The 23032-nt window shown below is 69.5% G+C and carries 24 protein-coding genes and 2 pseudogenes; 16 read left to right on the top strand and 10 right to left on the bottom strand.

All coding sequences use genetic code 11. The features are described 5' to 3' along the window. Positions 1 to 87 precede the first annotated feature (87 nt). Positions 88 to 921, bottom strand: a complete 834-nt coding sequence (locus OG884_RS34645; protein ID WP_326639915.1) for a hypothetical protein — start codon at positions 919 to 921, stop codon at positions 88 to 90. 194 nt (positions 922 to 1115) lie between these two features. On the opposite strand from OG884_RS34645, the gene OG884_RS34640 reads away from it, so the two are divergent. The 8 genes from OG884_RS34640 (at position 1116) to OG884_RS34605 (ending at position 6068) form a co-directional block, all read left to right on the top strand. Continuing rightward, complete coding sequence (locus tag OG884_RS34640) at positions 1116 to 1493, top strand: DUF2089 domain-containing protein (protein ID WP_326639913.1); 378 nt, start codon at positions 1116 to 1118, stop codon at positions 1491 to 1493. Then, a complete protein-coding gene (locus OG884_RS34635; protein ID WP_326639912.1) occupies positions 1490 to 1750 on the top strand; it encodes a hypothetical protein in 261 nt (86 codons plus the stop codon). Before OG884_RS34640 ends, OG884_RS34635 begins: the two co-directional genes overlap by 4 nt. Positions 1751 to 1761: 11 nt before the next feature. Next, entirely contained in the window at positions 1762 to 2187 is a 426-nt protein-coding gene (locus OG884_RS34630; protein WP_326639911.1) for an SHOCT-like domain-containing protein, read from the top strand. Positions 2188 to 2360: 173 nt separating this feature from the next. Beyond that, on the top strand, positions 2361 to 2831 hold the full coding sequence (locus OG884_RS34625) for a DUF1048 domain-containing protein (RefSeq protein ID WP_326639909.1): 471 nt from the start codon (positions 2361 to 2363) through the stop codon (positions 2829 to 2831). Continuing rightward, positions 2782 to 3609: an ABC transporter ATP-binding protein gene (locus tag OG884_RS34620; protein ID WP_326639908.1), complete on the top strand. Its 828-nt coding sequence runs from the start codon at positions 2782 to 2784 to the stop codon at positions 3607 to 3609. The genes OG884_RS34625 and OG884_RS34620 overlap by 50 nt, the downstream gene beginning before the upstream one ends. Continuing rightward, on the top strand, positions 3606 to 4367 hold the full coding sequence (locus OG884_RS34615; RefSeq protein ID WP_326639906.1) for an ABC transporter permease: 762 nt from the start codon (positions 3606 to 3608) through the stop codon (positions 4365 to 4367). Before OG884_RS34620 ends, OG884_RS34615 begins: the two co-directional genes overlap by 4 nt. A gap of 72 nt (positions 4368 to 4439) precedes the next feature. Continuing rightward, positions 4440 to 5045, top strand: a complete 606-nt coding sequence (locus tag OG884_RS34610) for a DUF1707 SHOCT-like domain-containing protein (RefSeq protein WP_326639905.1) — start codon at positions 4440 to 4442, stop codon at positions 5043 to 5045. A 345-nt stretch (positions 5046 to 5390) separates the two neighbouring features. Beyond that, complete coding sequence (locus tag OG884_RS34605) at positions 5391 to 6068, top strand: GAP family protein (RefSeq protein WP_326639903.1); 678 nt, start codon at positions 5391 to 5393, stop codon at positions 6066 to 6068. 447 nt (positions 6069 to 6515) lie between these two features. Here the strand turns inward: OG884_RS34605 and OG884_RS34600 are convergent, their stop codons facing one another. Then, complete coding sequence (locus OG884_RS34600; protein WP_326639902.1) at positions 6516 to 10160, bottom strand: nSTAND1 domain-containing NTPase; 3645 nt, start codon at positions 10158 to 10160, stop codon at positions 6516 to 6518. A 107-nt stretch (positions 10161 to 10267) separates the two neighbouring features. Here OG884_RS34600 and OG884_RS34595 point away from each other — a divergent pair, with 107 nt between their 5' ends. Further along, positions 10268 to 13624 carry a hypothetical protein gene (locus tag OG884_RS34595; RefSeq protein WP_326639901.1) on the top strand — a complete coding sequence of 1119 codons (3357 nt, stop codon included), beginning with the start codon at positions 10268 to 10270 and terminating at the stop codon, positions 13622 to 13624. Positions 13625 to 13953: 329 nt separating this feature from the next. On the opposite strand, the gene OG884_RS34590 is transcribed toward OG884_RS34595, so the two are convergent. Both OG884_RS34590 and OG884_RS34585 read right to left on the bottom strand, forming a co-directional pair. Beyond that, a complete protein-coding gene (locus tag OG884_RS34590) occupies positions 13954 to 14094 on the bottom strand; it encodes an AraC family transcriptional regulator (protein WP_326647090.1) in 141 nt (46 codons plus the stop codon). A 219-nt stretch (positions 14095 to 14313) separates the two neighbouring features. After that, a complete protein-coding gene (locus tag OG884_RS34585; protein WP_326639900.1) occupies positions 14314 to 14676 on the bottom strand; it encodes an ArsR/SmtB family transcription factor in 363 nt (120 codons plus the stop codon). Positions 14677 to 14777: 101 nt separating this feature from the next. Between OG884_RS34585 and OG884_RS34580 the strand changes: the two are divergent. Further along, positions 14778 to 14885, top strand: a pseudogene (locus OG884_RS34580) (vitamin K epoxide reductase family protein); the annotation flags it as partial. 56 nt (positions 14886 to 14941) lie between these two features. Here the strand turns inward: OG884_RS34580 and OG884_RS34575 are convergent. The 5 genes and pseudogenes from OG884_RS34575 to OG884_RS34555 all read right to left on the bottom strand — a co-directional run. Further along, positions 14942 to 15016 (bottom strand): annotated as a pseudogene (locus OG884_RS34575) (hypothetical protein); the annotation flags it as partial. A 117-nt stretch (positions 15017 to 15133) separates the two neighbouring features. Next, positions 15134 to 15553, bottom strand: coding sequence for a DUF3703 domain-containing protein (locus OG884_RS34570; RefSeq protein ID WP_326639899.1), 420 nt, complete (start codon positions 15551 to 15553; stop codon positions 15134 to 15136). A 28-nt stretch (positions 15554 to 15581) separates the two neighbouring features. Further along, complete coding sequence (locus OG884_RS34565; RefSeq protein WP_326639898.1) at positions 15582 to 17729, bottom strand: heavy metal translocating P-type ATPase; 2148 nt, start codon at positions 17727 to 17729, stop codon at positions 15582 to 15584. A gap of 173 nt (positions 17730 to 17902) precedes the next feature. Further along, complete coding sequence (locus OG884_RS34560; protein ID WP_326639896.1) at positions 17903 to 18121, bottom strand: hypothetical protein; 219 nt, start codon at positions 18119 to 18121, stop codon at positions 17903 to 17905. A gap of 472 nt (positions 18122 to 18593) precedes the next feature. Then, complete coding sequence (locus tag OG884_RS34555; RefSeq protein ID WP_326639895.1) at positions 18594 to 19046, bottom strand: VOC family protein; 453 nt, start codon at positions 19044 to 19046, stop codon at positions 18594 to 18596. A 280-nt stretch (positions 19047 to 19326) separates the two neighbouring features. Between OG884_RS34555 and OG884_RS34550 the strand changes: the two genes are divergently transcribed. From OG884_RS34550 to OG884_RS34530, 5 genes are all read left to right on the top strand, one after another. After that, a complete protein-coding gene (locus OG884_RS34550; RefSeq protein WP_326639893.1) occupies positions 19327 to 19824 on the top strand; it encodes a hypothetical protein in 498 nt (165 codons plus the stop codon). After that, on the top strand, positions 19782 to 20060 hold the full coding sequence (locus OG884_RS34545) for a sensor histidine kinase (protein WP_326639891.1): 279 nt from the start codon (positions 19782 to 19784) through the stop codon (positions 20058 to 20060). Before OG884_RS34550 ends, OG884_RS34545 begins: the two co-directional genes overlap by 43 nt. 69 nt (positions 20061 to 20129) lie before the next feature. Then, a complete protein-coding gene (locus OG884_RS34540; protein ID WP_326639888.1) occupies positions 20130 to 20309 on the top strand; it encodes a hypothetical protein in 180 nt (59 codons plus the stop codon). A gap of 313 nt (positions 20310 to 20622) precedes the next feature. Next, positions 20623 to 21057, top strand: coding sequence for a helix-turn-helix transcriptional regulator (locus OG884_RS34535; RefSeq protein WP_326647089.1), 435 nt, complete (start codon positions 20623 to 20625; stop codon positions 21055 to 21057). A gap of 20 nt (positions 21058 to 21077) precedes the next feature. Further along, complete coding sequence (locus OG884_RS34530) at positions 21078 to 21239, top strand: VOC family protein (protein WP_442811591.1); 162 nt, start codon at positions 21078 to 21080, stop codon at positions 21237 to 21239. Between the two features lie 103 nt (positions 21240 to 21342). Here OG884_RS34530 and OG884_RS34525 read toward each other — a convergent pair whose 3' ends face one another. Beyond that, entirely contained in the window at positions 21343 to 21699 is a 357-nt protein-coding gene (locus OG884_RS34525; protein WP_442811590.1) for an ArsR/SmtB family transcription factor, read from the bottom strand. A 49-nt stretch (positions 21700 to 21748) separates the two neighbouring features. On the opposite strand from OG884_RS34525, the gene OG884_RS34520 reads away from it, so the two are divergent. Continuing rightward, the gene (locus tag OG884_RS34520; protein ID WP_326639886.1) at positions 21749 to 22795 is read left to right on the top strand and encodes a cation diffusion facilitator family transporter; all 1047 of its coding nucleotides are present in this window, start codon (positions 21749 to 21751) and stop codon (positions 22793 to 22795) included. The last annotated feature ends 237 nt before the right edge of the window (positions 22796 to 23032 follow it).

Here is a 23032-nt window from a genome sequence, read left to right as displayed (position 1 = left end):
CAGGCGCGGGCCCGCGAGCAACGCGTCTCGCCACCATCGTCGACCCCGACGACTGACCCCAAGGATCGGTCGATCCTCACCAACGACCTAATGGAACGCGAAGTAGTGGTGGTTCACGGCCGAGATGCGATCGTTGAACCCCTTGGCTCCCAGGTTGGCGATGCTCTGGAAGGGCTGCACGTGCAGCTTAGATCCAGGCGGCAAGCCGTAGGTGGCAGGATAGACGTGCTCCCACAAGGTCAGCCAGCCAGATCCGGCTCTCACGGAGGAGATCTGGTCGTTCCAGCTGGTCCACGACCACAAGATCCCGGCCATGTGTACCTCGGTCAGGTCCGGTAAGACGTGGCCGAGATCCAGGTTGATGCTCCAGCCGGAGAAGTCGGCGTGCTCCCACAACGTCGCGGGCGTGCCGTCGACGTGGTGGAAGGCGGAGGCGGGGGTGCCGGGTTCGCCCGCAGAGTGGGCGTCGGTGTCGGGGGACACGGTCCGCACGGGTTGAGCGCGCATGTAGTCCAGCGCTTCCTGGGGTACGGAGAAGGCACGAAGGACCTGACGTTCGGCGGCTGCGTCGTCCCATACGTAATCCAGCGCGAGGCCATCCAGCGCGAGGCCATCCAGCGCGGCCACCTCGCCGGGTGCGATCTCGTGCTTGTCATCCAGCAGTATCGGCAGCTGGGCGGGCCGGTGCCGGTAGGGGCCGCTCGTACGCCCGGCCCGCCAAGGCAATGCGGCGGAGGCGGGCTGGGCGAGCCCGACCGGCTTGCCGCTGGCCCGGCGGTAGAGAATGTCCTCCTCAGAGGCTCCCGTGCGGTCGGCCTCGGCCAGCAGCAGCCCCACCAGGTCGTCGAGGGAGTGGACCCCTTCCCGCCGAAGCAACTCCAGGGCCCGGAGACGGCGGTCAGCGTCGTGCGGTGCACTCATGGGATCCCCTCGCAGCGAGAGCGTCTGCTGGCTTCACTATCACGCAGATCACGGATCGCGCCGGGGGCGAGCTTCGGCAGCAGGAGGCTGTAGGCGGGGCGGCGGACCAGCAAGGAGCCCAAAGGAAGTGCGGGTTTAAGAAAATTAAGATCAACATCTTGAAAACTGAAGATTAGGCGAGTATATCTTTAGATATGACAGAGCAGGCGATGGAGTGGCAGGAACTCACGAACCTGACCCGGGGCCAGCCGTTCGTCGTCGAGCGGGTGCGCCTGGCAGGCAGCGGCGTCGCGATCGAGGGCGAGTTCGAGCTACCGCAACTGGCTCAGCTCAACGTCGAGGACCAGGTCTTCGTCACGGCGTTCGTGCGGTGCCACGGCTCCATCAAGGAGATGGAACGAATCTTCGGGGTGAGCTACCCGACGATCAAATCACGACTGAAGCGGATCACGCAGATGCTCGACTTCGTCGAGACCGATCCGGCGCCGTCACGGGCCGACATCATCGATCGGTTGCGCCGCGGCGAGATCACCGCACAGCAGGCATTGTCCGAGTTGGAGGGCCGGACGTGATGCCGCAGTTGCTGACCGTACGGGTCAAACGCCCGGACCGTCATCCCATCCGGATCTGGGTCCCGGTACTCCCGGTGGTGTTCGTGTTCTCACCGATCGCGGTTATGGCCGTCCTGGGGGCGGCCGTGGCCTGCCACGTGTACCGCGTCGATGTGGTGCGGGCACTCGGCACCGGCTGGCGCATCGTCTCCGCGTTGCCCGGCACCCAGGTCGACATCGAGTACAGCCGTACGGCTGTACTCGTAGCCATCCGATAGGAGAGGTTGCGATGAACGAACAGCGCAAGGACATCCTCGACATGCTGGCCGAGGGCAAGATCACCGCAGAGGAGGCGGAGCAGCTCATCGCCGCGCTCGAACGGGACCAGCCGCCGCCGGCGTCGAGTCCCGGAGCCCGGCCGAAGGGCAGGGCGAAGTACCTGCGGTTGATGGTGGACACCCTTGATGAGAACGGCGAGCCGGGGCGGATCAACGTGCGGGTGCCGCTGCAGCTGCTGCGGGCCGGCGTACAGCTGACGGCCCTGATCCCGCCGCAGGCACTGGCCGCGGCCAACGCCAAACTGGACAAGTCGGGCGTGCCGTTCGACCTCACGCAGCTCAAGCCCGAACACCTCGAGGCGCTCGTGGACCACCTCGACGAACTGACCATGGAGGTCGACCAGCCCGATGCCCAGGTGCGTATCTTCTGCGAGTAGGCGCCGTCCCGTCGGACGAACCCCCGAGAGGGTGCTGGAACACCCTCCCAAGGCCGCACCCGCAACAGCAGAGCACGGGTTGAACTACCAACCTGAAATCCAGCCGCTCATCGGCGCGTAGCGGCGGAGGGCCACTCGGACGAGTGGCTGCGTGAACCCGCCGAAGATTTCGATTGCCGGCTTCGCCGTCGCGGACGCGGCGGGAGCACCGGCGACCACGACCGCGGCCGCAAGGGCGACTGCGGCCGGTCGAGGACAAGAGGCGCTACCGGCAGTACAAGGCGCGCACGCAGCAGCTTCCCGCGAACCATCACACGGCGATCGATGCGCTGCAGCGGTACACGGAGTCCTTCAGGCCGGGGAAGGCGGACAGCCTGCTGATGCTGGCCGATCTCGCCGATCTCTTCGAGCAGAGCGCGGCGAACGCAACCCCGATCCGCGAAGTCGTCGGCGAAGACCCTGTTCAGTTCGCCGAGGCGTTCCTTCGGACCTACCGGAGGGTCAGTGGATCAACCGTGAGCGGGAACGGCCGACCAACAGCATCGAGCGCGTCACGGGCGACGAACCGTGACCAAAGAGAGAAGGGACATCCGGATGACAGCCAATCAGATTCAGGGGCCTGCGATCCACGTGCAGGGCCTTGAGAAGTCGTACAAGACGCTGCGGGTGCTGCGCGGCGTGGACTTCGACGTGGCGCGGGGCAGCATCTTCGCGCTGCTCGGCTCCAACGGGGCGGGCAAGACCACGGTCGTGAAAATCCTGTCCACGCTGCTCAAGGCCGACGCCGGGACGGCCGGCGTCAACGGCTTGGACGTCGCCACGCAGGCTGCCGACGTGCGGGAGTCCATCAGCCTCACCGGACAGTTCGCCGCCGTCGACGAGATCCTCAGCGGGCGGGAGAACCTCGTGCTGGTCGCCCGGTTGCGGCACCTCAAGAACCCGGGCACGATCGCCGATGACCTGTTGAAGCGTTTCTCGCTCACCGACGCGGCCGCGCGGAAGGTGTCGACGTATTCGGGGGGCATGCGCCGCCGCCTCGACATCGCGATGAGCCTCATCGGCGATCCGCCGGTCGTCTTCCTCGACGAGCCGACGACCGGGCTCGACCCCCAGGCGCGCATCGAGGTGTGGCAGGCCGTCAAGGAACTCGCCGGCCGGGGTACGACGGTGCTGCTCACCACGCAGTATCTGGACGAGGCCGAACAACTCGCCGACCGGATCGCGATCCTGCACGAGGGCCGGATCATCGTGAACGGCACCCTGGCCGAGCTCAAGCGGCTGCTCCCGCCCGCCAAGGTCGAATACGTCGAGAAGCAGCCGACCCTCGAGGACGTCTTCCTCGCCATCGTCGGCGCCGGCGGCAAGGACGCGACGCCGGCCATGACCGCAACATCTGCACGGACGAGTAAGGAACAACGATGACCAAGCATTTCTTCGGCGACACCGCCGTCCTGCTGGAACGATCCCTGCGCCACATCACGCGCAGCGTGGACACCGTCGTCACGACCACGATCATGCCGATCGCCATGCTGCTGATGTTCGTCTACGTGTTCGGCGGCGCGATCAACACAGGGTCGGAGTCGTATGTGAACTACCTGCTGCCCGGCATTCTGCTCATCACGGTTGCCTCGGGCGTCGCCTACACCGCATTCCGGCTCTTCATGGATTTGAAGAGCGGCATCTTCGAGCGATTCCAGTCCATGCCGATCGCACGCTCGTCCGTGCTGTGGGCACACGTGCTGACCTCGCTGGTCGCCAATCTGATCTCGCTCGTGGTCGTCGTGCTCGTCGCCCTGCTCATGGGCTTCCGCTCGGCGGCGGAAGTGTCGGCGTGGCTCGCGGTCGTCGGCATCCTGACCCTGTTCACGCTGGCGTTGACGTGGCTGGCCGTCATCCCCGGTCTGACCGCGAAGTCCGCGGACGGCGCGAGCGGCTTCTCCTTCCCGCTCATCTTCCTGCCGTTCGTCAGCTCGGCGTTCGTGCCCACCGCCACCATGCCCGGCCCGGTGCGCGCCTTCGCCGAGCACCAGCCGGTGACCTCCATCGTCAACGCCATCCGCGACCTGTTCACCCAGCAGCCGGTCGGCACCGACATCTGGATCGCCCTGGCCTGGTGCGTCGGCCTCCTCATCGTCGCGTACGCCTTCGCCATGGCCACTTACCGCCGCAAAATCGCCTAGGTTGTCTCCTTAGACCGATCAGTCAGCAATTTCGGTGGCGCGGTGCCACCACCTCGCCGCCGAGGAGGCCGGATGCCGGCAGATCCGCCCAGCTCACCCGCGCTGCGCGCGTCCGACGCGGACCGCGACAGGGTCATCGAACTGCTGCGCGCCGCCGTCGCCGACGGCCGGCTCGACCCGGTCGAGTTCGACGAGCGGCTGGACGCGGCGCTGGTCGCCCGCACCATCGACGCGCTGACCCCGCTCGTCACCGATCTGATGGCGGTTCCAGGCAGCGACGGCGCACTCACGCTGCCGTTCGCTGGGACGCCGGCCGAGTCGGCCGCCGAACTGCTCACCATCAAGGAGCGGCACGGCTCGGTGCGCCGTGACGGCCGGTGGACGCTGCCGTACCGGCTGGCGCTGCGCACCGCGTGGTGCGACGTGCTGCTGGACCTGACCAGCGCGGTGCGCAGCGCGCCCGAGCTCGTTATCGAGCTGCGGGTGAGCGGCGGCAACGTGGAGTTGGTCCTCGCGCCGGGCATGGTGGTGGACGCCAACGAGCTGTCGGTGCGGCACAGCACGCTGGCGATCAGCAGGGACGCGGGCGACAACACGCCGGAGACGCTGCGCGTCCGCTTGGTAGGCCGAATGCGGCACGGCCGGCTCGACACCCGGTGGCAGGCGCCGCGCCGGTGACGCGGCAGGGCCCGGATACCGCGGTATCCGGGCCCTGCCATCTCGCTTCTGCTTGTCGGCCTCCCGCAGCGCCGACGAAGTGCTTGACCCGGCCCACCACCGCGACGATGCCGGGGCAAGTAGGGAACGGGGAACAGCAGGGGAGCACATCACCGTCGCGGCCGTCGGCTCACGGGGTGAGCCGACGGCGCGGCATCGCCAGGGCGAGATGCGCCTGATGAGAAGGTTGACAGGAAGGGCTCCAAGGATGCCCTGGTCAACCGCGGCGCGCGCTTGGTAGGTCGGCGGGTCAGGTCCCGGCGCCCTGTCGGCCAGATCATCCCTGATTGGCACACGGAGGCCACCATGGGTCAAGCTCTCGGGGACGTACTCGGCCTGGCGGCCGGCGTCGCGGTCAGCCCCCTTCCCATCATCGCGATCATCCTTGTCCTGGCCACGCCGCAAGGACGTCTCAACGGGCTGCTGTTCGCCCTCGGCTGGGTGGCAGGGCTGTCGGCCTTGGGCGGCATCATGCTGGCGATCGGCGGAGCCGGGGGCTCCTCCACCCACCATCAGCCGGCCACCTGGGTGGGAGGGCTCAAGATCGTCCTGGGCGTCCTGCTCGTCCTGTTCGGCGCCCGGCAGTGGCGGCACCGTCCCAAAGGCGCCACGCAGGCCGAGCTGCCGAAGTGGATGGCCGCGATCGATCGCTTCACCCCGATCAAAGTCTTCGGGCTCGGGCTGGTCCTGTCTGCGGCCAACCTCAAGAACGCCCCGCTGACCCTTGCCGCCGCCGCCTCGATCAGCTCGTCCGGGCTTCCCGCCGGACAACAGATCGCATCCCTGGCAGTCTTCGTGATCATCGGCTCGCTCGGGCTCCTGGCACCGCTCGGAGTGTTCCTGTTCATGGGAGATCGGGCCAAGACCGTGCTCGGCGGCTGGAAGGATTGGGCGGCACAGCACAACGTCGCCGTGCTGGCCGCCCTGTTCTTCGTCCTCGGCCTGAAGCTGCTCGGGGACGGCATCGGCATCCTCACCTCCTGAAACCAACGGCGCCCCCTGACGTGGCGGGCGGTCTGCGTCCAAACCCTGCCGTGCCGAGACGACCGTGCTGAGGACGCTCGGGCTGGAGGTGGAGCCGGCCGGGCACTGGCCGACTGGGCGCTGTGTCGGCGGGGAACCCGTTGTCGGCGACGGTGACCGCGATCCGGGACCTGTTCGGCAATCCAGGCCCGGCTGGGGAGTCCTGGGCTGCGCAGCACGCGCTGCCGCCGGCCACCGCCTGGCCGATTGAGGTGCACAGGATTTCCCGGACCGGCTTCAGCTTGGGGTGCCAGCGTTCGGCGTCCCGGGGGGTCGTCGAGGCCGGGGAACTTGGTGACGCCGCGGATGGTTTCGGCGATCTCGGCATGCTTCTGCGCCCAGATGGCGAACTTGCTGTAGCCGTTGAAGGCGATCTCCCCACTGGGGAAGTGCTCGATTAGTGATCTTCTAGTGGCACTGCGTTTGATGATCAACACCGGGGAAGTAGCTCGCCCACTGCTTGTTGGTGAGGTCTGGGTACGCCCTGGCACAGACGGCCGTGTCGACGAGGGTCGGATCAGTGCTCCACAGGCGGGCCGGGCGGTCGGCGCCGCCGCTGACCAGCAGGCGGCCCGCGAACATCAGGCCGACCACGGGGCCGTCACCGCCGGTCAGGATCGCCCAGCGGGTGGGAGCGCGGGGATCGGCGACATCCCAGAGGTGAACGATGGGCTCGCCACCACCGGTCGCGAGCAGGCGGCCGTCGCCGCTGAAGGCGAGCGAGTCAACGTAATTGCCGTGGCCGTCCAGGACCGCCAGGGAGGTGGGACGGCGGGGATGGGTGACATCCCACAGCCGGACGGTGGTGTCCTGGCCGGCGGTGGCCAGGGTTGTCGCGTCAGGGCTGAACGCGCCGTTGTACACGGCGTTGCCGTGGCCGCGCAGCACCGCTACCGAGGCAGGGCGGCTGGGATCGGTGAGATCCCACAGCCGGGCGGTCCGGTCGTAGCCGAAGGAGGCGAGCAGGCGCTGGGACGGGGCGAAGGCGATGGCGTTGACAAAGCCGGTGTGGCCGGCGAGCGGCTTCGTCTCACGCGGATGGGCGGGATCGCTGATATCCCAGATCCGGATCACGTAGTCGCGGGTGGCGGTGACGGCGAGCACCCGCCGGTCGGCGCTGAACTCCGCGCTGTCCGGGGGTGTCGCCGCTCCGTTCATGGTCGCCAGGAGCCTGGGGGCGGCTCCGATGAGGCTCCACAGGCGGATGCCTCCGCCAGGCCCTGCGGTGACCATGAGCGAGCCGTCGGCTGATAGTTTGACCAGCCCCTCGGTGGCGGTGAGCACCCGACTCACCGGGCGGTGAGGGTCGCCGACGTCCCACCGCAGCGCTCGATCGCCGTTGCCGGTCACCACCGTGCGGCCGTCGGGCGTGCCCCAGATCGGCCGCGTACGCGCACCACCCATCAGGGCGACGCCAGGAAAGTCCCACAGACGAAGCAGGTGGTCGTAGGAGCTGGTCGCGAGGGTCCGTCCGTCCGGGCTGAAGGCCACATCGGACATCGCCCCGGTGTCGATCGGCGCCCCCGGCCGGGGGCTGAGCACCTGCAGTTGCCGGCCGTCGAAGGCGTCCCACACGCGAGCGGTGTTGTCATCGCCCGCGGTGGCGACGGTGCGCCCATCTGGAGCGAAGACGGCTCCGTTCACCACCCACCGGTGGCCGGACAATCTGGCCTGGAGCCGTGGGCGGCGAGGATCGGCGAGGTCCCACAACCGCGGCGTGCTGTCCTCGCCCGCGGTCACCAGGTGCTGCCCGTCCGGGCTGAAGGCCACCGACAGGACCCTGCCGGTGTGGCCGGTCAGCGTCGAGAGGAGGCGGAAGCGGGTCAGGTCCCACAGCCGCGCCGTACCGTCGTGCCCGGCGCTGGCCAGGATCTGGCCGTGCACGGCCAGTCGCCGCACCGCGCTCTGGTGCCCGTGAAGCGTGGCCAGCGGCCGGCCGGTGGCCACGTCCCGCAAGAAGATCGTGCCCTCGGCGTTCCCGCTGGCTAGGAGCCGCCCGTCCGGGGTGAAGGCCAGGCCTCGGACCGCGCCACCGCGGCCGGGCAGTGTCGTCAGGGGCCGGGCGGTGGCCACGTCCCACAGGCGGATGGTCCCGTCGTCGCCGGCGCCGGCCAGCCGCCGCCCGTCGGGGGTGAAGGCGAGCGCGGTGACCTCGCCGGTGTGTCCGGCCAGTACGGCAAGCGGGCGCGGCCGGTGCGGGGTGGCCATGTCCCACAGCCGCACAGTCCGGTCCTTGCTCGCGCTGGCCAGGATCCGGCCGCCGGGAGCGTACTCGACATCGTGCACGTAGTCCGTGTGACCGCTCACCCGGATGTTGAACGGCACGCCGAAGGCGCTGAGCAGCCCGCCGCGCGCCTCCATGGTGGGCGCGAGCGCGTAGGCGGCCTGGGCGAGCCGGGCGGCCAGCGCCGGGTCGGCGGCACGGACGGCGGACGCCTGCTGAGCGACCTGGCGGGAAAGGGCGATGTCCCGCTGCTCGCGTGCGGTCGCGGCAGCGTCGAGTGCGGCGATTCCGCTGAGGCAGGCCAGTACGAGCAGCACGACCAGGCCGGCCACCAACCGCCTTAGCCGGCGCGCGCCGGCGCGGGCGGCCGCCGCCTGCCGGTGCTCCAGAGCAGTGGAGGCGTCGAGGAACTCGGTGGCGAGCGCGCCGGGCGGATGATCCGTGGTCGCGCTCCACTCCTGGGCGGCGGCCAGACGGGTGCCCCGGTAGAGCGAGGCGGGGTCACGCCCTTCGTGATCCCAGGCGGCGGCGTCCTCGGCCAGGCGGCGGCCGGCCAGGAGCCCGGCCCGGTCCTCGGCGAGCCATGACCGCAGCAGCGGCCAAGCGGTGAGCAGAGCTTCGTGGCTGATCTCGACGGTCCCGTCGTCGGCGGTCAGGAGCCGTTGGGCGATGAAGCGGCCCAGGACGTCCTCGGCACCCGCGGGCAGATGTTGCCTGGCCACGCGGCGGCGGGTGTCAGCGGTGTCTTCGGCGACGTGCACCAACTGCAGCAGCAGCCGCCGGGCCGGCGTGCGCTGCGGTTGGGTCAGCTCGGCGTAGGCGGTATCGGCGCTGACCGCGATCGCGCCGCCGATGCCGCCGACCGCGTGGTAGTCGGCGACGGTCAGAGCGGGGCCATGACCGTGCCGCCAGGTGGCGTACAGAGCGTGCGAGAGCAGCGGCAGCGCGCCTGCGGCCGGGGTGAGATCACGCAGGATCAGGTCGATCAATCCGGCTTCGAGATCGAGGCCGGCCTTGCGGGCCGGTTCGGCGATGGCCGCCCGCAGGCCCGCCTCGTCCATCGGGCCGACCGTGAGCTGACCCTCGGTGATGGCGGCTACCAGTTCGGGATGGCTCAGCGCCTGGGTGTAGAAGTCGGAGCGCAGGCCGAGCACGACGATGTTGTCTCGCGCCAGGGCGTGCACGGCGGTGACGAAGGCGCGCCGCTCCCCTTCCTCCTGGCACAAGGTGAACAACTCCTCGAACTGGTCGAGCACGATCAGCGGGCCCGCCACGCCCGCGAGTGCGTCCGCGGGCCGTACCCCTGGGGTTCGGATCGTTCCCGTGCCCAGGGTGGCGAGCAGACCCGCGCCGATCAGGGAGGATTTACCGGATCCTGAGGGCCCGACCAGGACCTGGATGCCGCCGCCACGCTCGCGCAGTTCGGTCACCCGGGCGATCAGGCGCGCGGTCAGGTCGGATCGGCCGAAGAACCAGTCGGCGTCCTCGGGCTGGAAGGGGGCCAGGCCACGGTAGGGCTCGGGCCCGGAAAGGCGCGAGCCGCGCCTGTGCCGGGCCTGCCGCCAGCCGGTCAGCCAGTCGTCGATCCGGGCCCGGTCGTCTTCGCCGCACGCGCGAAGCACCTGGATCAACAGCTCGCGGGAGGTGGTGGACGGGAGTCCCCGCCCGGCGAACCAGTCGCCGATCGTGCTGTGCGCGCCCTGGACGCCGACCGCGGCCGCCACCTGGCGGACTGTCAGGCCCGCACGCTCTCGCAGCAGGGTCAGCTCATGGGCGAAGTCGCGACGGGTCCGGATCCGTCGCGGCTGCGGATCGTTGGCCTTGGGCACACCTGCATGTCGGCACGAGCGGGGAAAGGGTTACACGCCGCGTACGGACTTGTACGGATATCCCGGCCGGTCTCGGCCCACCAGCGGAGTTTCCCTACGGTCGAGGCGTGCGATTCTCCATCGGGCGTGGCCTGACCGCCCTGCTGCTGACACTGGTCTGCGTACTCGTGGGAACTCCGGCCTCGCCGGCCTGGGCGGGTGAGATCTGCCAACTGGAGATCGTCCTCAAGACCGGTGACGTCGGCATCCGGGACGACTCCATGGAGATCTTCCGGGTGGGCGAGAAGGTGCTCCTGTTCCAGGGCGGCCCGCCGCCCGCACCGGCCCGGCCCTACCATCAGGGCGGCGGCGACCTGGCGGACTTCGAGCACATCTGGATGGCGCATCTGGCGGTGTGCGCCACCACCGCCGATCTGGCCAAGGGTTTCACCATCGAGCATGTCACCTACGCGTCCGACCTCGAAGCCGACAACTGGAGTCTGGCGGCCCTGACCATCAAGGACCGGGCTACCGATACCGTGCTCGTCAACCGGACCGCTCCCCCGGGCGAGGACCTCCACGTGTTCTCCAAGAACTCCAACCAGATCCTGGCCATCCCCGTCGACGTCGGAAACCCGCAGGAGCCGGTCGGCGACCCGGACCGGAAGATCTGCCGGTTGAAGTTCATCGTCACGACCGGCCGGGACGGGATCCGGGACGACTCGACGCAGATCATCAGGCTGGGTGGGCAGGTGATGCTGTTCGACGACCGCCCGTCGTACGCCCCGCCCAGGCCCTTCCTGCGAGGCGGGACCGGCGATCGGACGAACACCGAGTTCACCTGGAACACCCGGCTGGCGGTGTGCGCCACCGCCGCCGAGCTGGCCACCGGTTTCACCTTTGAACATGTCAACAACGCCGACAATCACGAAGCCGACAACTGGAGCCTGCTGAAGCTGCGCATCGAAGACCTCGACACGCACGCCGTTCTCGTCGACCAGGTCACACCGCCCGGCGTGTACGAGCTGCACCGGTTCTACAAGAACAGTGGTCAGATCTTCAGCACGCTCGACCTGGACAGCGACGGCGACGGCCTGACCGACCGCGTCGAACTGAAGGGCATCGACCAGGACACCTGGCTGCCGGACCACGGAGCCGACCCCTGCCGCGACACCATCGCGGTCGAGCTCGACTGGCTCGTGGACACGGAAAACGGCATCAGCGACAAGCCCGACCCCGCCGCGATCGGCGAGGCGATCGCCATGTTCGACAAGGCGCCCCGTCAGGCGGAGGCCACCTGCCCGTACGGGCAGGACCTCAAGCCGGGCATCCAGCTGCTCGTCCACGTCGACGGGGAGATCCCGGTCAACCGCGCACAACGCGTGCGACCACTCGCCCTCGAACGGGACGGGCAACCGCGGCCGTTCGACTCCTTCCGAGCCGCCAACTTCACCCCCGGCCGCTCCGGCCTGTTCCGCTACAACCTGTGGGGCTTCAGAAGCGACAACACCAACGAGAGCGGCTGGTGCTGCGCCGGAAGAGACTTCGCGGTCACCCTCGGCACCATGCCGAACGCTCCGGTACGGGTACAGAGCGGGACCTTCGTCCACGAACTCGGCCATGCGCTCGGCCTCGAGCACGGCGGCACCGACGTGGTGAACCACAAGCCGAACTACCTGTCGGTCATGAACCACACCTACCAGATGGTGGGTATCCCCGACTACAGCGCGTGGCAGGCGCGGCTGGCTGAGATCGGCCCCGCCACTGACATGAGCGGGCGCCTGCTGTCGACACTCGACCAGGTCAGCACGCTCGACTACTCCAAGAACGCGCTGCCCCCGCTCGTCCGTGACCGCCTCGACGAACGCCGGGGCATCGGCACCAACAGTCACGCCATGGCGGCCTGGTGGGACAACCACGGCACCCTGCGAGTGGGCGACGGCTCCACCCCCCTGGACTGGGACCCCGACGCGCCAGAAGACCGGCACATAGTCGAAGTCGACGTCAACGGCGCGTTCCAGGAATGCGTCGAGGGCACCGACCCGAGGCCCACCCCGCCCCACAACGACGCATTGGAGACCCGGCCCTTGCCCGGGATCGACCTCCGGCGGTACGGGAAGATCTACGCCGGTGTCGATGGGCGATGCCAGACCCCGCCCGAGCCGGGTGACCAGGCCGCGCTCCTGCCGGGCGACCGGGGCAGGGTCCCGCTGGGCTTCGACTACCCCCGGGAGTTCGACCACGACGAGCACGGTCTGGTCGGCGCCGACGACTGGGCGCGCATCAAGCTCGACTTCAGCAGCGGCGAGGGCGGCGGCGCCCCGGCCTCCGGCGAGGTCCCCGAGATGACCACCGAAGAGATCACCAGCTACCGGGCGCGCCTGGTCGACGCCCTGGTCGCGGCGAGCGGCCCGGTGCCCGCAGCAGCACCGCGCTGGGGTTATGCGTACATGGACCGGGCCACCACGGCCGAGGCGCCCATCGGTGCGGTGACCCAGCTCACCCCGTCCTGGCAGTGGAGCACCGGTCGGCTCGACCCGGCCACCGCCGACCGGCGCGCCACCGTCGTGCACACCGGTACCGGCACCTACGAGGTACGCCTGCCCGGGGTGGCGTCAGCGGCCGGGATCGCGCACGTGACCCCCTACCGGACCGCATACCGCGGCCGCACCTGCGGCGTCGCCGGGTACGCTCCCGACGGCCCCGACCAGCTGGTCCGGGTGCGCTGTTTCAACGAGGCCGGCGCGCCGGTGGACTGGTGGTTCACCGTCTTCTTCGCCGCGCCGGGCACCGGCACCTCCCCCTACGCGACGGTCCGGTACGACGACGGCGCCGGAGGCACCACCACGGTGGACCCGGTTCACAACGCGGGCACGGTGAATTCCGGCGGCGGCGTCAACCGCGTCACACGAGAAGGCATCGGACGCTACCGGGTAACCCTGGAGGGCGCGGCGTTCACCGCCGGTACCGGATACGTCCAGGTGACGCCGTACGGCGACGGGGCCGCGACACGATGCAACCCACTGGGGGCCACACCCGGCGACGACCGCGTGGAAATCACTGTGGTCTGCTACACGATCGGCGGCGCGACACCCGCCCAGCCCGCGGACTCGCCCTGGCTGCTGTCCTACGTGGACGGCGCGGGCCTGCACCGGGATGCCGCCACGCCGGCCGCGTACGTCACGGTGACCGGTAGTCCGGCCGCCCCGGCCGTGGACACAGCCCGCTCCTTCAGCAGCAACGACGAGGTGCCCGCGCTCACCCGGCTCGGCATCGGCCAGTACCGGCTGACCTGGAACACCCTGGGCAAGACCGGCGACAGCGTGCAGGTCACCGCGACCGGACCGGACAGCGGATACTGCCACCTCGGAACCATCGACTCCTACTCCGCACCGCCTCGGCTGTCCATCCACGTCTGGTGCCACACCGCCGCGGGAGTCCCCGGCGACAACACCTTCGCTCTTGCCTACCTTCGAGCACCGTGATCCCCGAACACCGTGATCCCCGAGCACCGTGACCCCGAGGACCCCGCCGCGACCATCAGCGCCGCGATCGACACCAATGCGGCACGAGAGGAAACGCGGCGGTGTCAAGCTCGGTGGCGACGCTCAACCCACGCCCTCCCCATCACCGCTTCGGGAGGAGCTCGTCCGTCCGCGCTCGGCCTGCACGCGCGCAGCGTCGAGGTGATGGACCGCCGAGGTCGGCGCGGTCCGGTGCCGTACACATCCGGAGATCTTCGTATTGATCGACTACCGGCTATGGTGTGTCACCGCCCTGATGGTGTACGAACGTGTCGATTCAACGTGTGGATTCAGGGCAGCCAGTCGATGGCGGCGGCCAGCGTGGAGGGCGCGGTCCCGAAGTTATGCCGGAAGACCCGGGTGAAATGTGACCCGTCGGCGAATCCGGCGCTGTGGGCGGCCATCGTCAACGTCTCTCCTGCGGCTACCAGCCTGATCGCATGTTTTCACCGTCCGCTCCCATGCCGGCGAGAGCTTCGGCCCGGTCGGCACGCTACGAGAGAGCGAGACGCCGGTCGCCGGCGCCTGCGCGAGCGTCAACGGCTGGGTGCGGGTCAAGACCGCCACCGGTGTGACCGGCTGGGTCTTGGCCCGTCAGACCGGCCAAGAGAGCGGCCGACTGTCCAAACGCCACCTGACCGTGCCAATGCTCAGATCGCCTCGGTGAGATCTTCCGCGCCGATCAGGGCGGTCAGCAGGGCGCGGCCGGTCGCGGTCAGGTGGTACATCACCAGCTTGCCATCGCGGCGGGAGACGGCCAGATCGGCGTTGCGCAGGACGCGAAGGTGGTGGGAGGCCAGATTCTGGGCGAAGCCGCATACCCAGGCCAGGTCACAGACACACATCTCACCACCGGCGGCCATGGCCAGCGCCACCCGCAGCCGGGAAGGATCGGCCAGGGCCTTGGCGCGCTCGGCCGCCGAGGCCAGGTTCGGCGCGGCAGCCAGACGGGCGCGGACCTGTTCGGCGTGGGGAAGGTCGAGGCAGAGAAGGTCGCATCGCTCGTCGCTCACCCGATCACGCTAACAGCCGGTTGGGGATGTTCGGATCGGCGTCCACCGAGTGCGGCGATGTCGGGCGGATTCGACCCGAACACATATCAACATCCATCACACTCACCGTCGAGAAGATCGCGCTGTTGAAGGACGCGGCCTACGTGCCCAGCTGCAGCATCAACCCAGTGCTGTCGTGCGGGTCGGTGATGACCACGCCGCAGGCCGAATTGAGTTCGGGCGCGTAAGCGGGAAACCGGTAGACCAGCAGCCAGTCGGCGTGAGCGTCGATGAACGCCCGCGTCGCGGCACAGACGTGCGCGGGCAGCCCGTCCCAGACGACCAGGATCGGCCCGCCCAACTGGTGGTGCGCCGCAGTCAGCAAGGCGGTGAAATCACCCGGCCCGAACCCCTTCTTCTCTCCCTTACGGCGGTGGTAGGTGATCGTCCGGTTTATCCGGTGGACGCTCCGCAGCGGTCAGGTGGTCAGCAGGGCGGCCAGATCGGGCGGCACGGGCATGGGCTGGGTGAGCTTGGCGGCGGCGCGGCCGGTGTTGCCTTCGGGGTAGCGGCCCAGCACCGAGCCGGGAGCCGCCACGATGATCCGCACCACCTGGCCCAGCACCTCGCGGCGGTCCCGCTGGCGCACCGCAAGAACGAACATCGCCAGGTGGTTGCGGGTGTGCGGCCAGGGCCAGGGCTGAGACAGGATGTGGGCGCGCTCCAGATGCCGCCGGCGGGCCCCGGGGGCGCTGGCGGTGCGGGCAGCGCTTATCTCATCGCGGTAGGCGGCGCGAACGGCCGCTGACATGGGACGGGACATGGTGATCTCCGGGTGGTGGCTCTGCGGGTGCGGACGGCAGGCGCTCGGGGCGCCGGTGTGGAGGGCGGCCCGCATGCGGACGGGTACCTGGCGAAAGAGCGTTTCACCGGCGGTTCTTCCTGCCCGGAATGGTGATGCTAATCGGGGTTGTGGTGCCGCAGCCGTCGGCGCAGCTGGGCCCACATCCGCACGCATCCGTCCCCACCGCGGCAACGGCAGGAGCAGCCGTGGCGGCAGACGTGGTAGCGGGGGTGGCGGGATCGGCCGGCTGACGGTCCTGGCGTGCAGGGGACACCTGCACCGGGGGCGCGCTCGTCTCCGGTGCAGGTAGCGGGGCGAGTGCGGGGACGCCTCTGGCCGCGCGGATGGCGTTGGCGATCACGAACACCTCGGCCAGTTCGTGGATGAACACCACGGTGGCAAGGCCCAGCACGCCCGCGATGGCCAGTGGGATGAGCACGGTGATGATGGCCAGGGAGAACCCGATGTTCTGCAGCATGATGGTGCGGGCGGCCCGGGCGTGTCCCAGCGCCTGGGGCAGGTGGCGCAGGTCCTCGCCCATCAACGCCACATCGGCGGTTTCGATGGCGACATCGGTGCCCATCGCGCCCATCGCGATGCCGACGTCGGCGGTGGCCAGCGCGGGCGCGTCGTTGATGCCGTCGCCCACCATCGCCACCGGCCGGGTCTGGCCGAGCGCGGTGATCAGGGAGGCCTTGTCTTGGGGCCGCAGTTCGGCGTGCACCTGGTCGATCCCGGCCTGGCGGGCCAGAGCGGTCGCGGTGGCCGTGTTGTCCCCGGTGAGCATCGTGGTGGAGATGCCGAGCCGGTGCAGGGCGGCGACGGTGGCCGCCGCCTCGGGCCGCAGCTCGTCGCGGACGGCCAACGCCCCGACCAGCCGGCCGTCGTGCTCGACCAGAACCACGGTGGCTCCCGCCTCCTGCATGCGGGTGACCTCGGATGCCAGCGGGCCGGCGTCGATGAATCCGGGCCTGCCCAGCCGGACGGCGCGCCCGTCGATGCGGCCCTCCAGCCCGTTGCCGGGTACCGCGGTGACATCCTCGGCGGGTGTGGCGTCGGGGAACGCGGCCAGTACGGCGCGGGCCAGTGGGTGCTCGCTGCGCGCCTCCAGCGCGGCGGCCATTTTCAGGATCTCCTCGGCCGAGCGCGCCCCGGCGGGCACCGTCTCCACCACGACGGGGGCGTTGCGGGTCAGGGTGCCGGTCTTGTCCAATGCCACCGCGCGGATCCGGCCGAGCTGTTCCAGCGCCGCACCGCCCTTGATCAGCACACCGGACTTGCCGGCGGCGCCGACGGCGGCCACCACGGTCAGCGGCACCGAGATCGCCAGCGCGCACGGGGAGGCGGCGACCAGCACGATCAAGGCGCGCTCGATCCACAGCTGCGGCTCACCCAGCAGGGCGCCGATGACACCGACCAGGGCGGCCAGCATCATGATGGCGGGCACCAAAGGCCGGGCGATGCGATCAGCCAGCCTTTGTGAGGTGCCTTTTCGTTCCTGGGCCTCCTCGACGATGTGCACGATGCGGGCCAAGGAACTGTCGGCCGCCCGCGCGCTGACCTCGACCTCGATCACGCCGCCGCCGTTGATCGTGCCGGCGTGCACCACATCCGCGGGCCCGGCCTCGACCGGGACGGACTCACCGGTGATCGCTGAGAGGTCCAGCGCGGTACGGCCGGCCCGGATCACGCCGTCGGTGGCGGCCCGCTGCCCGGGTTTGAGCACCATCACCTCGCCCACCCGCAACTCCTCGGGCGCGACCGTCTGCTCGCGGCCGTCCCGCAGCACCGCGACCTGCTCGGGAACCAGATCCAACAGGGCGCGCAGGCCTCGCCGGGTCCGGGTGACGGCGTAGTCCTCCAGCCCTTCGGAGACCGAGAACAGCACCGCCAGCATGGCGGCCTCGCCGTAGGCGTCCAGGACGATCGCACCGCCCAGCGCGATCGTCATCAGCGTGCCCACGCCGATCCTGCCGCGCCGCAGCGCGCGCACGGTTCCCGGTACGAAGGTCGCCCCGCCGACGGCGGCGGCGGCGAGCTCCAGCACCATGGCGGCCGTGCCGGCACCGAACCGGCCGGCCGTCCAGCCCACCCCCAGCAGCAACGCCGCCGCGGCCGCGAGTCGCAGGTGACGGACCTGCCAGAGCTTCTCCTGCGCACGGTCCTGTCCGGCGTCCGCCGGGCCGCTGGAGTTTCCGCTCGCGCCGTCACCGCAGCATGCGTCACTCATCGAATCGACTCCTCTCGCGACGGATCTCCCGGTCCGGTGGTCGTGGCGGGCAGCACCACCGACAGCAGCGTTCGTCCCCGATCGGTCAGCGTGTACATCACCAGGCGGCCCTCCCGGCGCGAGGTGACCAGCTCCGCGCCGCGCAGCAGGCGCAGATGGTGAGAGACCAGGTTCTACGCCAGCCCCGTCACCCAGGCCAGGTCGCACACGCACAACCGGGCGCCGCCGGTCAGTGCGGCGGCGATCCGCAGCCTGGTCGGATCCGCGAGCGCCCGCGCGGTGGCGGCAGCACGCCCGGCCACCCCCAGGTCGGGCAGACAGGATCGGATGCTCTCGGCGAGGGGAAGGCCAAGACACAGCAGATCGCAGTGATCGGCACGCTCCTCAATCATATCAACATACTAACAGTCATTGATATAACCGGCTAGCGTCAACTGCTACGAGAGCGTCAGGGCGTGGGCGTTCGGCTCGTCGCGCCTGATGCTCCTAGCTTTGACCACATACGTTCACCGGGTTGGGTGATCACGCGGCGAGAGGGAGAGGGCGTCCGCCGAAGCGGATGCCCTTTTCGCTGCGGAATCGCCGACAGCCGCGCCAGTACACCCGGGTTCACCCAGTCCAGGACCCTGCGGCCCCGTGTGCCTGCAGGCCGGACACGCAGGCCCCCGGTCGGCCGGTCAGCGCCGCAGCGAGCACCGGCTGCTGTTGACGACCCGCGGGAGATCACTCCTACCCGCCGCGGCCTGTGCCTTGGCGGAGTTCCCGCGCACACGCCGGTGCCGGTGCCGGTGCGGATGATTATGCGCCCACAGGACCCGCTCGCCTTCCCACGTCCAAGATAGGAGCCCCGGGCCGGGAAAGGTCCTACGCGGCGCAGAACTCGTTGCCTTCCGGGTCCCGCATGATCCACCAGTGTCCGGCAGGCCCCTTGTTCACTTCGCGGACGCGGGTCGCGCCCAGGTCCTCCAGCCGTGCCACCAGCTTATCGAGGCCACCAGGCTCGCCGTGGACGTCAATGTGCAGGCGGTTCTTGCCGGCCTTGCCCTCGGGGACATCCTGGAAGAGCAGCCGCCGCCCGCGGCCGATGCCACTGGTCTCGTCGAACGGATCCTCGGGGTGGCGGATAGCGGCGTAGCCGCGGAAGATCTTGCGGCCGTGGTGTTCGGCGATCACTTCCTCGTTGATGTGGCCGGCGGCCAGCAGCCGCTCGATGAGCGCGCCGGGATCTTCCACTTCGTAGCCCAGCGCCGCGGCCCAGAAGTCCGCGAGTGCGGGTGCGTTCGTGCTGTCGACGACAAGTTTCCAGCTCAATGCCATGTAACCAGTTATATTGGTTACATGGGCTTCGCCGCAACCCGAGGGCTCACGCTGTACTCCCACACCGGCGTCGCCTACCGGTTCGACCCCGGCGCCCCCCGGCAAATCCCAACCGAGCCCCCGAAGGCCGCGGCACCCGACAGAGACAAGATCTTCATCGGTCTTCTACCAGGCGTTTCGTCACCGCCGCCGGCCGAAGATCGCCACTCGGGGCCTGACCTGGTCGTCAGGGTTTGCTGACAGGTCGGCACAGGCCCCAGAATCCCCTCCTGGGGGATCCATGAGGCGGAGAGTGGACGCGGCGCGGGCCGTGGCCCTATCCCTGGGCACGCTCGGCCTCGCGGCGCTGGCCGCGCACGTGATCATCGAGCTCGCGATCAACCCCCGGCCGCCCGGCGTCGGCGACACCGGTCCCGCCCAGGCGCTGGAGGCGGCGGTGCGGGCGGTGGCCGACGGCCTGGCGGTGACCGGGGCGGCGGTCCAGACCGAGGAGAGCCACGTCGTCGGCGAGCTCGGGGACGACCCTCGCAAGATCCCCCTGGTGTGGCACGGAGAACCCGCCGGGACGCTGCTCCTCGGCCCGCCCGGGGCACGGCGCTTCCCCCGGGCGTACAAGCGGCGGATGCTGGCCGTCCTGGTGCCGATCGTCGCCGAATCGGGCTGGAACGGTCGATCCGGCTGCTGGCGGTGGAGGTGCCGGTCACCGTCAGGGGGAGCCTGGAGGGGCTGCCACCCGTGGTGGAGGTCGCGGCGTACCGGATCGTGCAGGAGGCGCTGACCAATGCCCGGCGTCATTCCGGTGCGGAGGTCATCACCGTGACGCTGGAGCGGGCGGGCGACCTGCGGGTGCGGGTCACCGACGATGGGGTGGGCGTCGGCGCGCCGGCTCGGGGCTCGGGCTCCGGCCTGTCGACGATGCGCGAACGGGCCGCCGAGGTGGGCGGCACCTGCTCGGTCCGTGGCGGCGAGCACGGCGGCACCGTGGTCGAGGCTGTTCTCCCCGTCCCGATATGACCGGTGCGGGCCGGTGGGTGCAGGTGGCCGGGAGTTGCACGAGGTTCAGCGCCGGGCTCAGGGACACCTGTGTCACCTGGATGGGCGGCAGAGCGAAAATCCATCCGGTGGGCCGACCTCGCGGTCGCGGCGTGGAGCACCGAGTGGAACTACGGCCCGGGGTACGACGGCGTCGTGTACGACGCGTACGGGATCGCCCCGGACCCGGAGCGCATCGCCTATTACCGCCTGCTCTGGGACATGGCATGACCGGTAGGCCCGCACGATGATTCGCGATCCGATTGGCGTGTACCTGCGCGATCTTGGCGCCGATCTCGGGGTCCTCGTCGTCGGTGAGGCCCCGGGAGATCATGTTGGCCACCAGCGGCAGGCCGAGCGCGTCGATCCGGCGGTGCAGCGGGTCGTACATGTAGGTGCGGTAGGCGTCTTCCTGCCCTGCCTGCCCGAGGGGGCGCTGGTCGTCATCGCCGGGCGCGTGCCACTGATCCGAGTGAGCCCGGACCCATGGTGGCGACGAACCTGTCCGCCCGCGCGGCAGGTGCGACGTGGAACGATGGTGGGTATGGGCCTTGAGCATGCGGAGGCGCAACGTTTGCGCGACATTGCCGTGATACGTCGTGTCCGCGACCGAATCGATCGTGAGTACGCCAAGCCACTGAACGTCGAGGCACTGGCCCGTGGGGCGCACATGTCGGTCGGGCACCTGAGCCGAGAGTTCCGCCGCGTCTACGGTGAGTCTCCGTACTCGTATCTGATGACCCGACGGATCGAACGGGCGATGACACTGCTGCGCCGCGGAGACCTCAGCGTCACCGAGGTTTGCTTCGCGGTGGGCTCCTCCTCGCTGGGCACGTTCAGCACGAGGTTCACCGAACTGGTCGGTGTGCCGCCGAGCGTCTACCGCCGCGACCACTCCCAAGCCGGGGCGGGAATCCCGCCATGTCTGGCCAAGCAGGTGACCAGACCGGTCAGGAATCAAGAAGCCCGCACCCGGTAGCTCTGCTTAGTGAGATGGACATGAACATCACCATTCACTACGCCTTCCTCCCGCACACCGACCCCGAAGCCGCTCTGGACTTCTATCGCGACATCCTGGGCTTCGAGGTCCGCAACGACGTCGGCTACGAAGACATGCGCTGGATCACCGTCCAGGCACCGCCCCCAAGGCCGTTTCTGTAGTTCAGCGGGAAAGCAGGTCTCGAAACGCTGCCGTCCAAGCTCATCTTGGACACCGTCCACTTGGCGCGTGAGCACGAGACACGATGTAGGCGCGCCCGCTGGGTCAGTCGTGCCGGGGAATGCCGGAGATCTCATGACCGGCATGGAAGAGAGCCTCGTTGATCAGGGCTCGGACGTGCGCGTCGCGGGCCCGGTACAGCATGCGGCGGCCATCTCGCCGGGTCTGCACCAGCCCGGAGAGCCGTAGCTTGGCCAGGTGCTGGGAGACCGAGGGCCTGGCCACGCCGATCGCCATGGCCAGCGATCCGACGTCGAACTCGCCTGTGGACAGCAGCCACATCAGCCGCAACCGGGTGGCGTCGCTGAGCATGCGAAAAGCCTCCACCGCAGCTTCCACCTGCGCGCTTGTCGGTTGTTCCTGCGCAGAGGTTGCACCTGATTCATTGTCGCGTGCATACATGACTACCTATAATCCGCGCAAACGGGCCAAAAGCAAGCGAGGCACGCGAATGGCGCATCAGGATTCCCCTCAACACGGCCATGGACACGGGCATGGACACGGGCATGGCGGCGGGCTCAGGCGGCTGGCGGCGAAACTCGGCCACGCCGTCACCCCGCACAGTCACGACAGCGCGGACAAGACCGACACCGCGCTGGAATCCAGCAGTCGCGGCATGCGGGTGCTGGCCATCTCGTTCGCCGTGCTCGTGGTCACCGCCATCGCCCAGGCGGCCATCGTGGCCGTGTCCGGCTCGGTCGCGCTGCTCGGTGACACCCTGCACAACTTCGCCGACGCGTTGACGGCCATCCCGCTGGCCATTGCCTTCTCGCTCGGGCGGCGGGCGGCCACACGCCGCTTCACCTACGGCTACGGCAGAGCCGAGGACCTGGCCGGCATCATCATCGTGCTGTTGATCGCCGCCTCCGCGGGCTTGGCCGGCTACGAGGCCGTCAAGCTCTTGATCAACCCCGAGGACATGCGGGCACTCGGCCTGGTGGCCGCCGCCGGCGTGGTCGGCTTCCTCGGCAACGAATGGGTCGCCCGCTACCGGATCAAGGTCGGACGCGAGATCGGCTCGGCCGCGCTGGTGGCCGACGGCCTGCACGCTCGCACCGACGGCTTCACCTCACTGGCCGTGCTCCTCGGAGCCGGTGGCGCCGCACTCGGCTTCCCTGTCGCCGACCCGATCGTCGGCCTGCTGATCACTGTCGCGATCCTGTTCGTCCTGCGCGACGCCGCCCGCGAGATCTATCACCGGCTCATGGACGCGGTCGACCCCAAGCTGGTCGCCCAGGCCGAGCGCATCCTCACCGGGGTGCCCGGGGTCGAGCGCGTCGGTTCGGTACGGCTGCGCTGGCTCGGTCACATGCTGCGAGCCGAGGTCGAGATCGTGGTGCGTCACGATCTTTCGCTGGTCCAGGCGCACGCCGTGACCGTGGAGGCCGAGCACCGGCTCATCCACGACCTGCCGCGGCTGTGCGCCGCCACCGTGCACGCCGACCCCGACGGCCCGGTCGGCACCGACCATCACGCCGCCCTCCTCACTCACCGTTAACGGGTCGGGCGCTGTCGCACCATCCCGGTACCGCACAGACGAAAAGCCAGGTCAGTCCACATTTTCGGTAGCAGGTGCGAACGGCTGGAGTGCACCATCGGACCCTGGTCGCACCGGCGGCGTCATGCTCGGCCAGCACGGCCCCGCGTAGGTGATCAAGCTCTTCCCTCGCGGGGCGCCGGGTGAACATTTGCCCACCCACGTCGGCCACGGCCGGAAGAAACGGCCGCACCTGGT

It is taken from the genome of Streptosporangium sp. NBC_01755, assembly GCF_035917995.1.
In the GTDB taxonomy this organism is placed as follows: domain Bacteria; phylum Actinomycetota; class Actinomycetes; order Streptosporangiales; family Streptosporangiaceae; genus Streptosporangium.
The sequence above is the reverse complement of the archived record's forward strand: the minus strand, read 5'-3'. Positions and strand labels throughout refer to the sequence as shown.

Bases quoted from the DNA above. Each gene is read 5' to 3' on its own strand.
- OG884_RS34560 (WP_326639896.1), bottom strand. From the start codon at position 18,121: ATGATTGAGGAGCGTGCCGATCACTGCGATCTGCTGTGTCTTGGCCTT.
- OG884_RS34535 (WP_326647089.1), top strand. From the start codon at position 20,623: ATGGGCCTTGAGCATGCGGAGGCGCAACGTTTGCGCGACATTGCCGTG.
- OG884_RS34555 (WP_326639895.1), bottom strand. From the start codon at position 19,046: ATGGCATTGAGCTGGAAACTTGTCGTCGACAGCACGAACGCACCCGCA.
- OG884_RS34610 (WP_326639905.1), top strand. From the start codon at position 4,440: ATGCCGGCAGATCCGCCCAGCTCACCCGCGCTGCGCGCGTCCGACGCG.
- OG884_RS34645 (WP_326639915.1), bottom strand. From the start codon at position 921: ATGAGTGCACCGCACGACGCTGACCGCCGTCTCCGGGCCCTGGAGTTG.
- OG884_RS34550 (WP_326639893.1), top strand. From the start codon at position 19,327: ATGAGGCGGAGAGTGGACGCGGCGCGGGCCGTGGCCCTATCCCTGGGC.
- OG884_RS34605 (WP_326639903.1), top strand. From the start codon at position 5,391: ATGGGTCAAGCTCTCGGGGACGTACTCGGCCTGGCGGCCGGCGTCGCG.
- OG884_RS34570 (WP_326639899.1), bottom strand. From the start codon at position 15,553: ATGCGGGCCGCCCTCCACACCGGCGCCCCGAGCGCCTGCCGTCCGCAC.
- OG884_RS34525 (WP_442811590.1), bottom strand. From the start codon at position 21,699: ATGTATGCACGCGACAATGAATCAGGTGCAACCTCTGCGCAGGAACAA.
- OG884_RS34520 (WP_326639886.1), top strand. From the start codon at position 21,749: ATGGCGCATCAGGATTCCCCTCAACACGGCCATGGACACGGGCATGGA.
- OG884_RS34565 (WP_326639898.1), bottom strand. From the start codon at position 17,729: ATGAGTGACGCATGCTGCGGTGACGGCGCGAGCGGAAACTCCAGCGGC.
- OG884_RS34615 (WP_326639906.1), top strand. From the start codon at position 3,606: ATGACCAAGCATTTCTTCGGCGACACCGCCGTCCTGCTGGAACGATCC.
- OG884_RS34530 (WP_442811591.1), top strand. From the start codon at position 21,078: ATGAACATCACCATTCACTACGCCTTCCTCCCGCACACCGACCCCGAA.
- OG884_RS34620 (WP_326639908.1), top strand. From the start codon at position 2,782: ATGACAGCCAATCAGATTCAGGGGCCTGCGATCCACGTGCAGGGCCTT.
- OG884_RS34640 (WP_326639913.1), top strand. From the start codon at position 1,116: ATGACAGAGCAGGCGATGGAGTGGCAGGAACTCACGAACCTGACCCGG.
- OG884_RS34630 (WP_326639911.1), top strand. From the start codon at position 1,762: ATGAACGAACAGCGCAAGGACATCCTCGACATGCTGGCCGAGGGCAAG.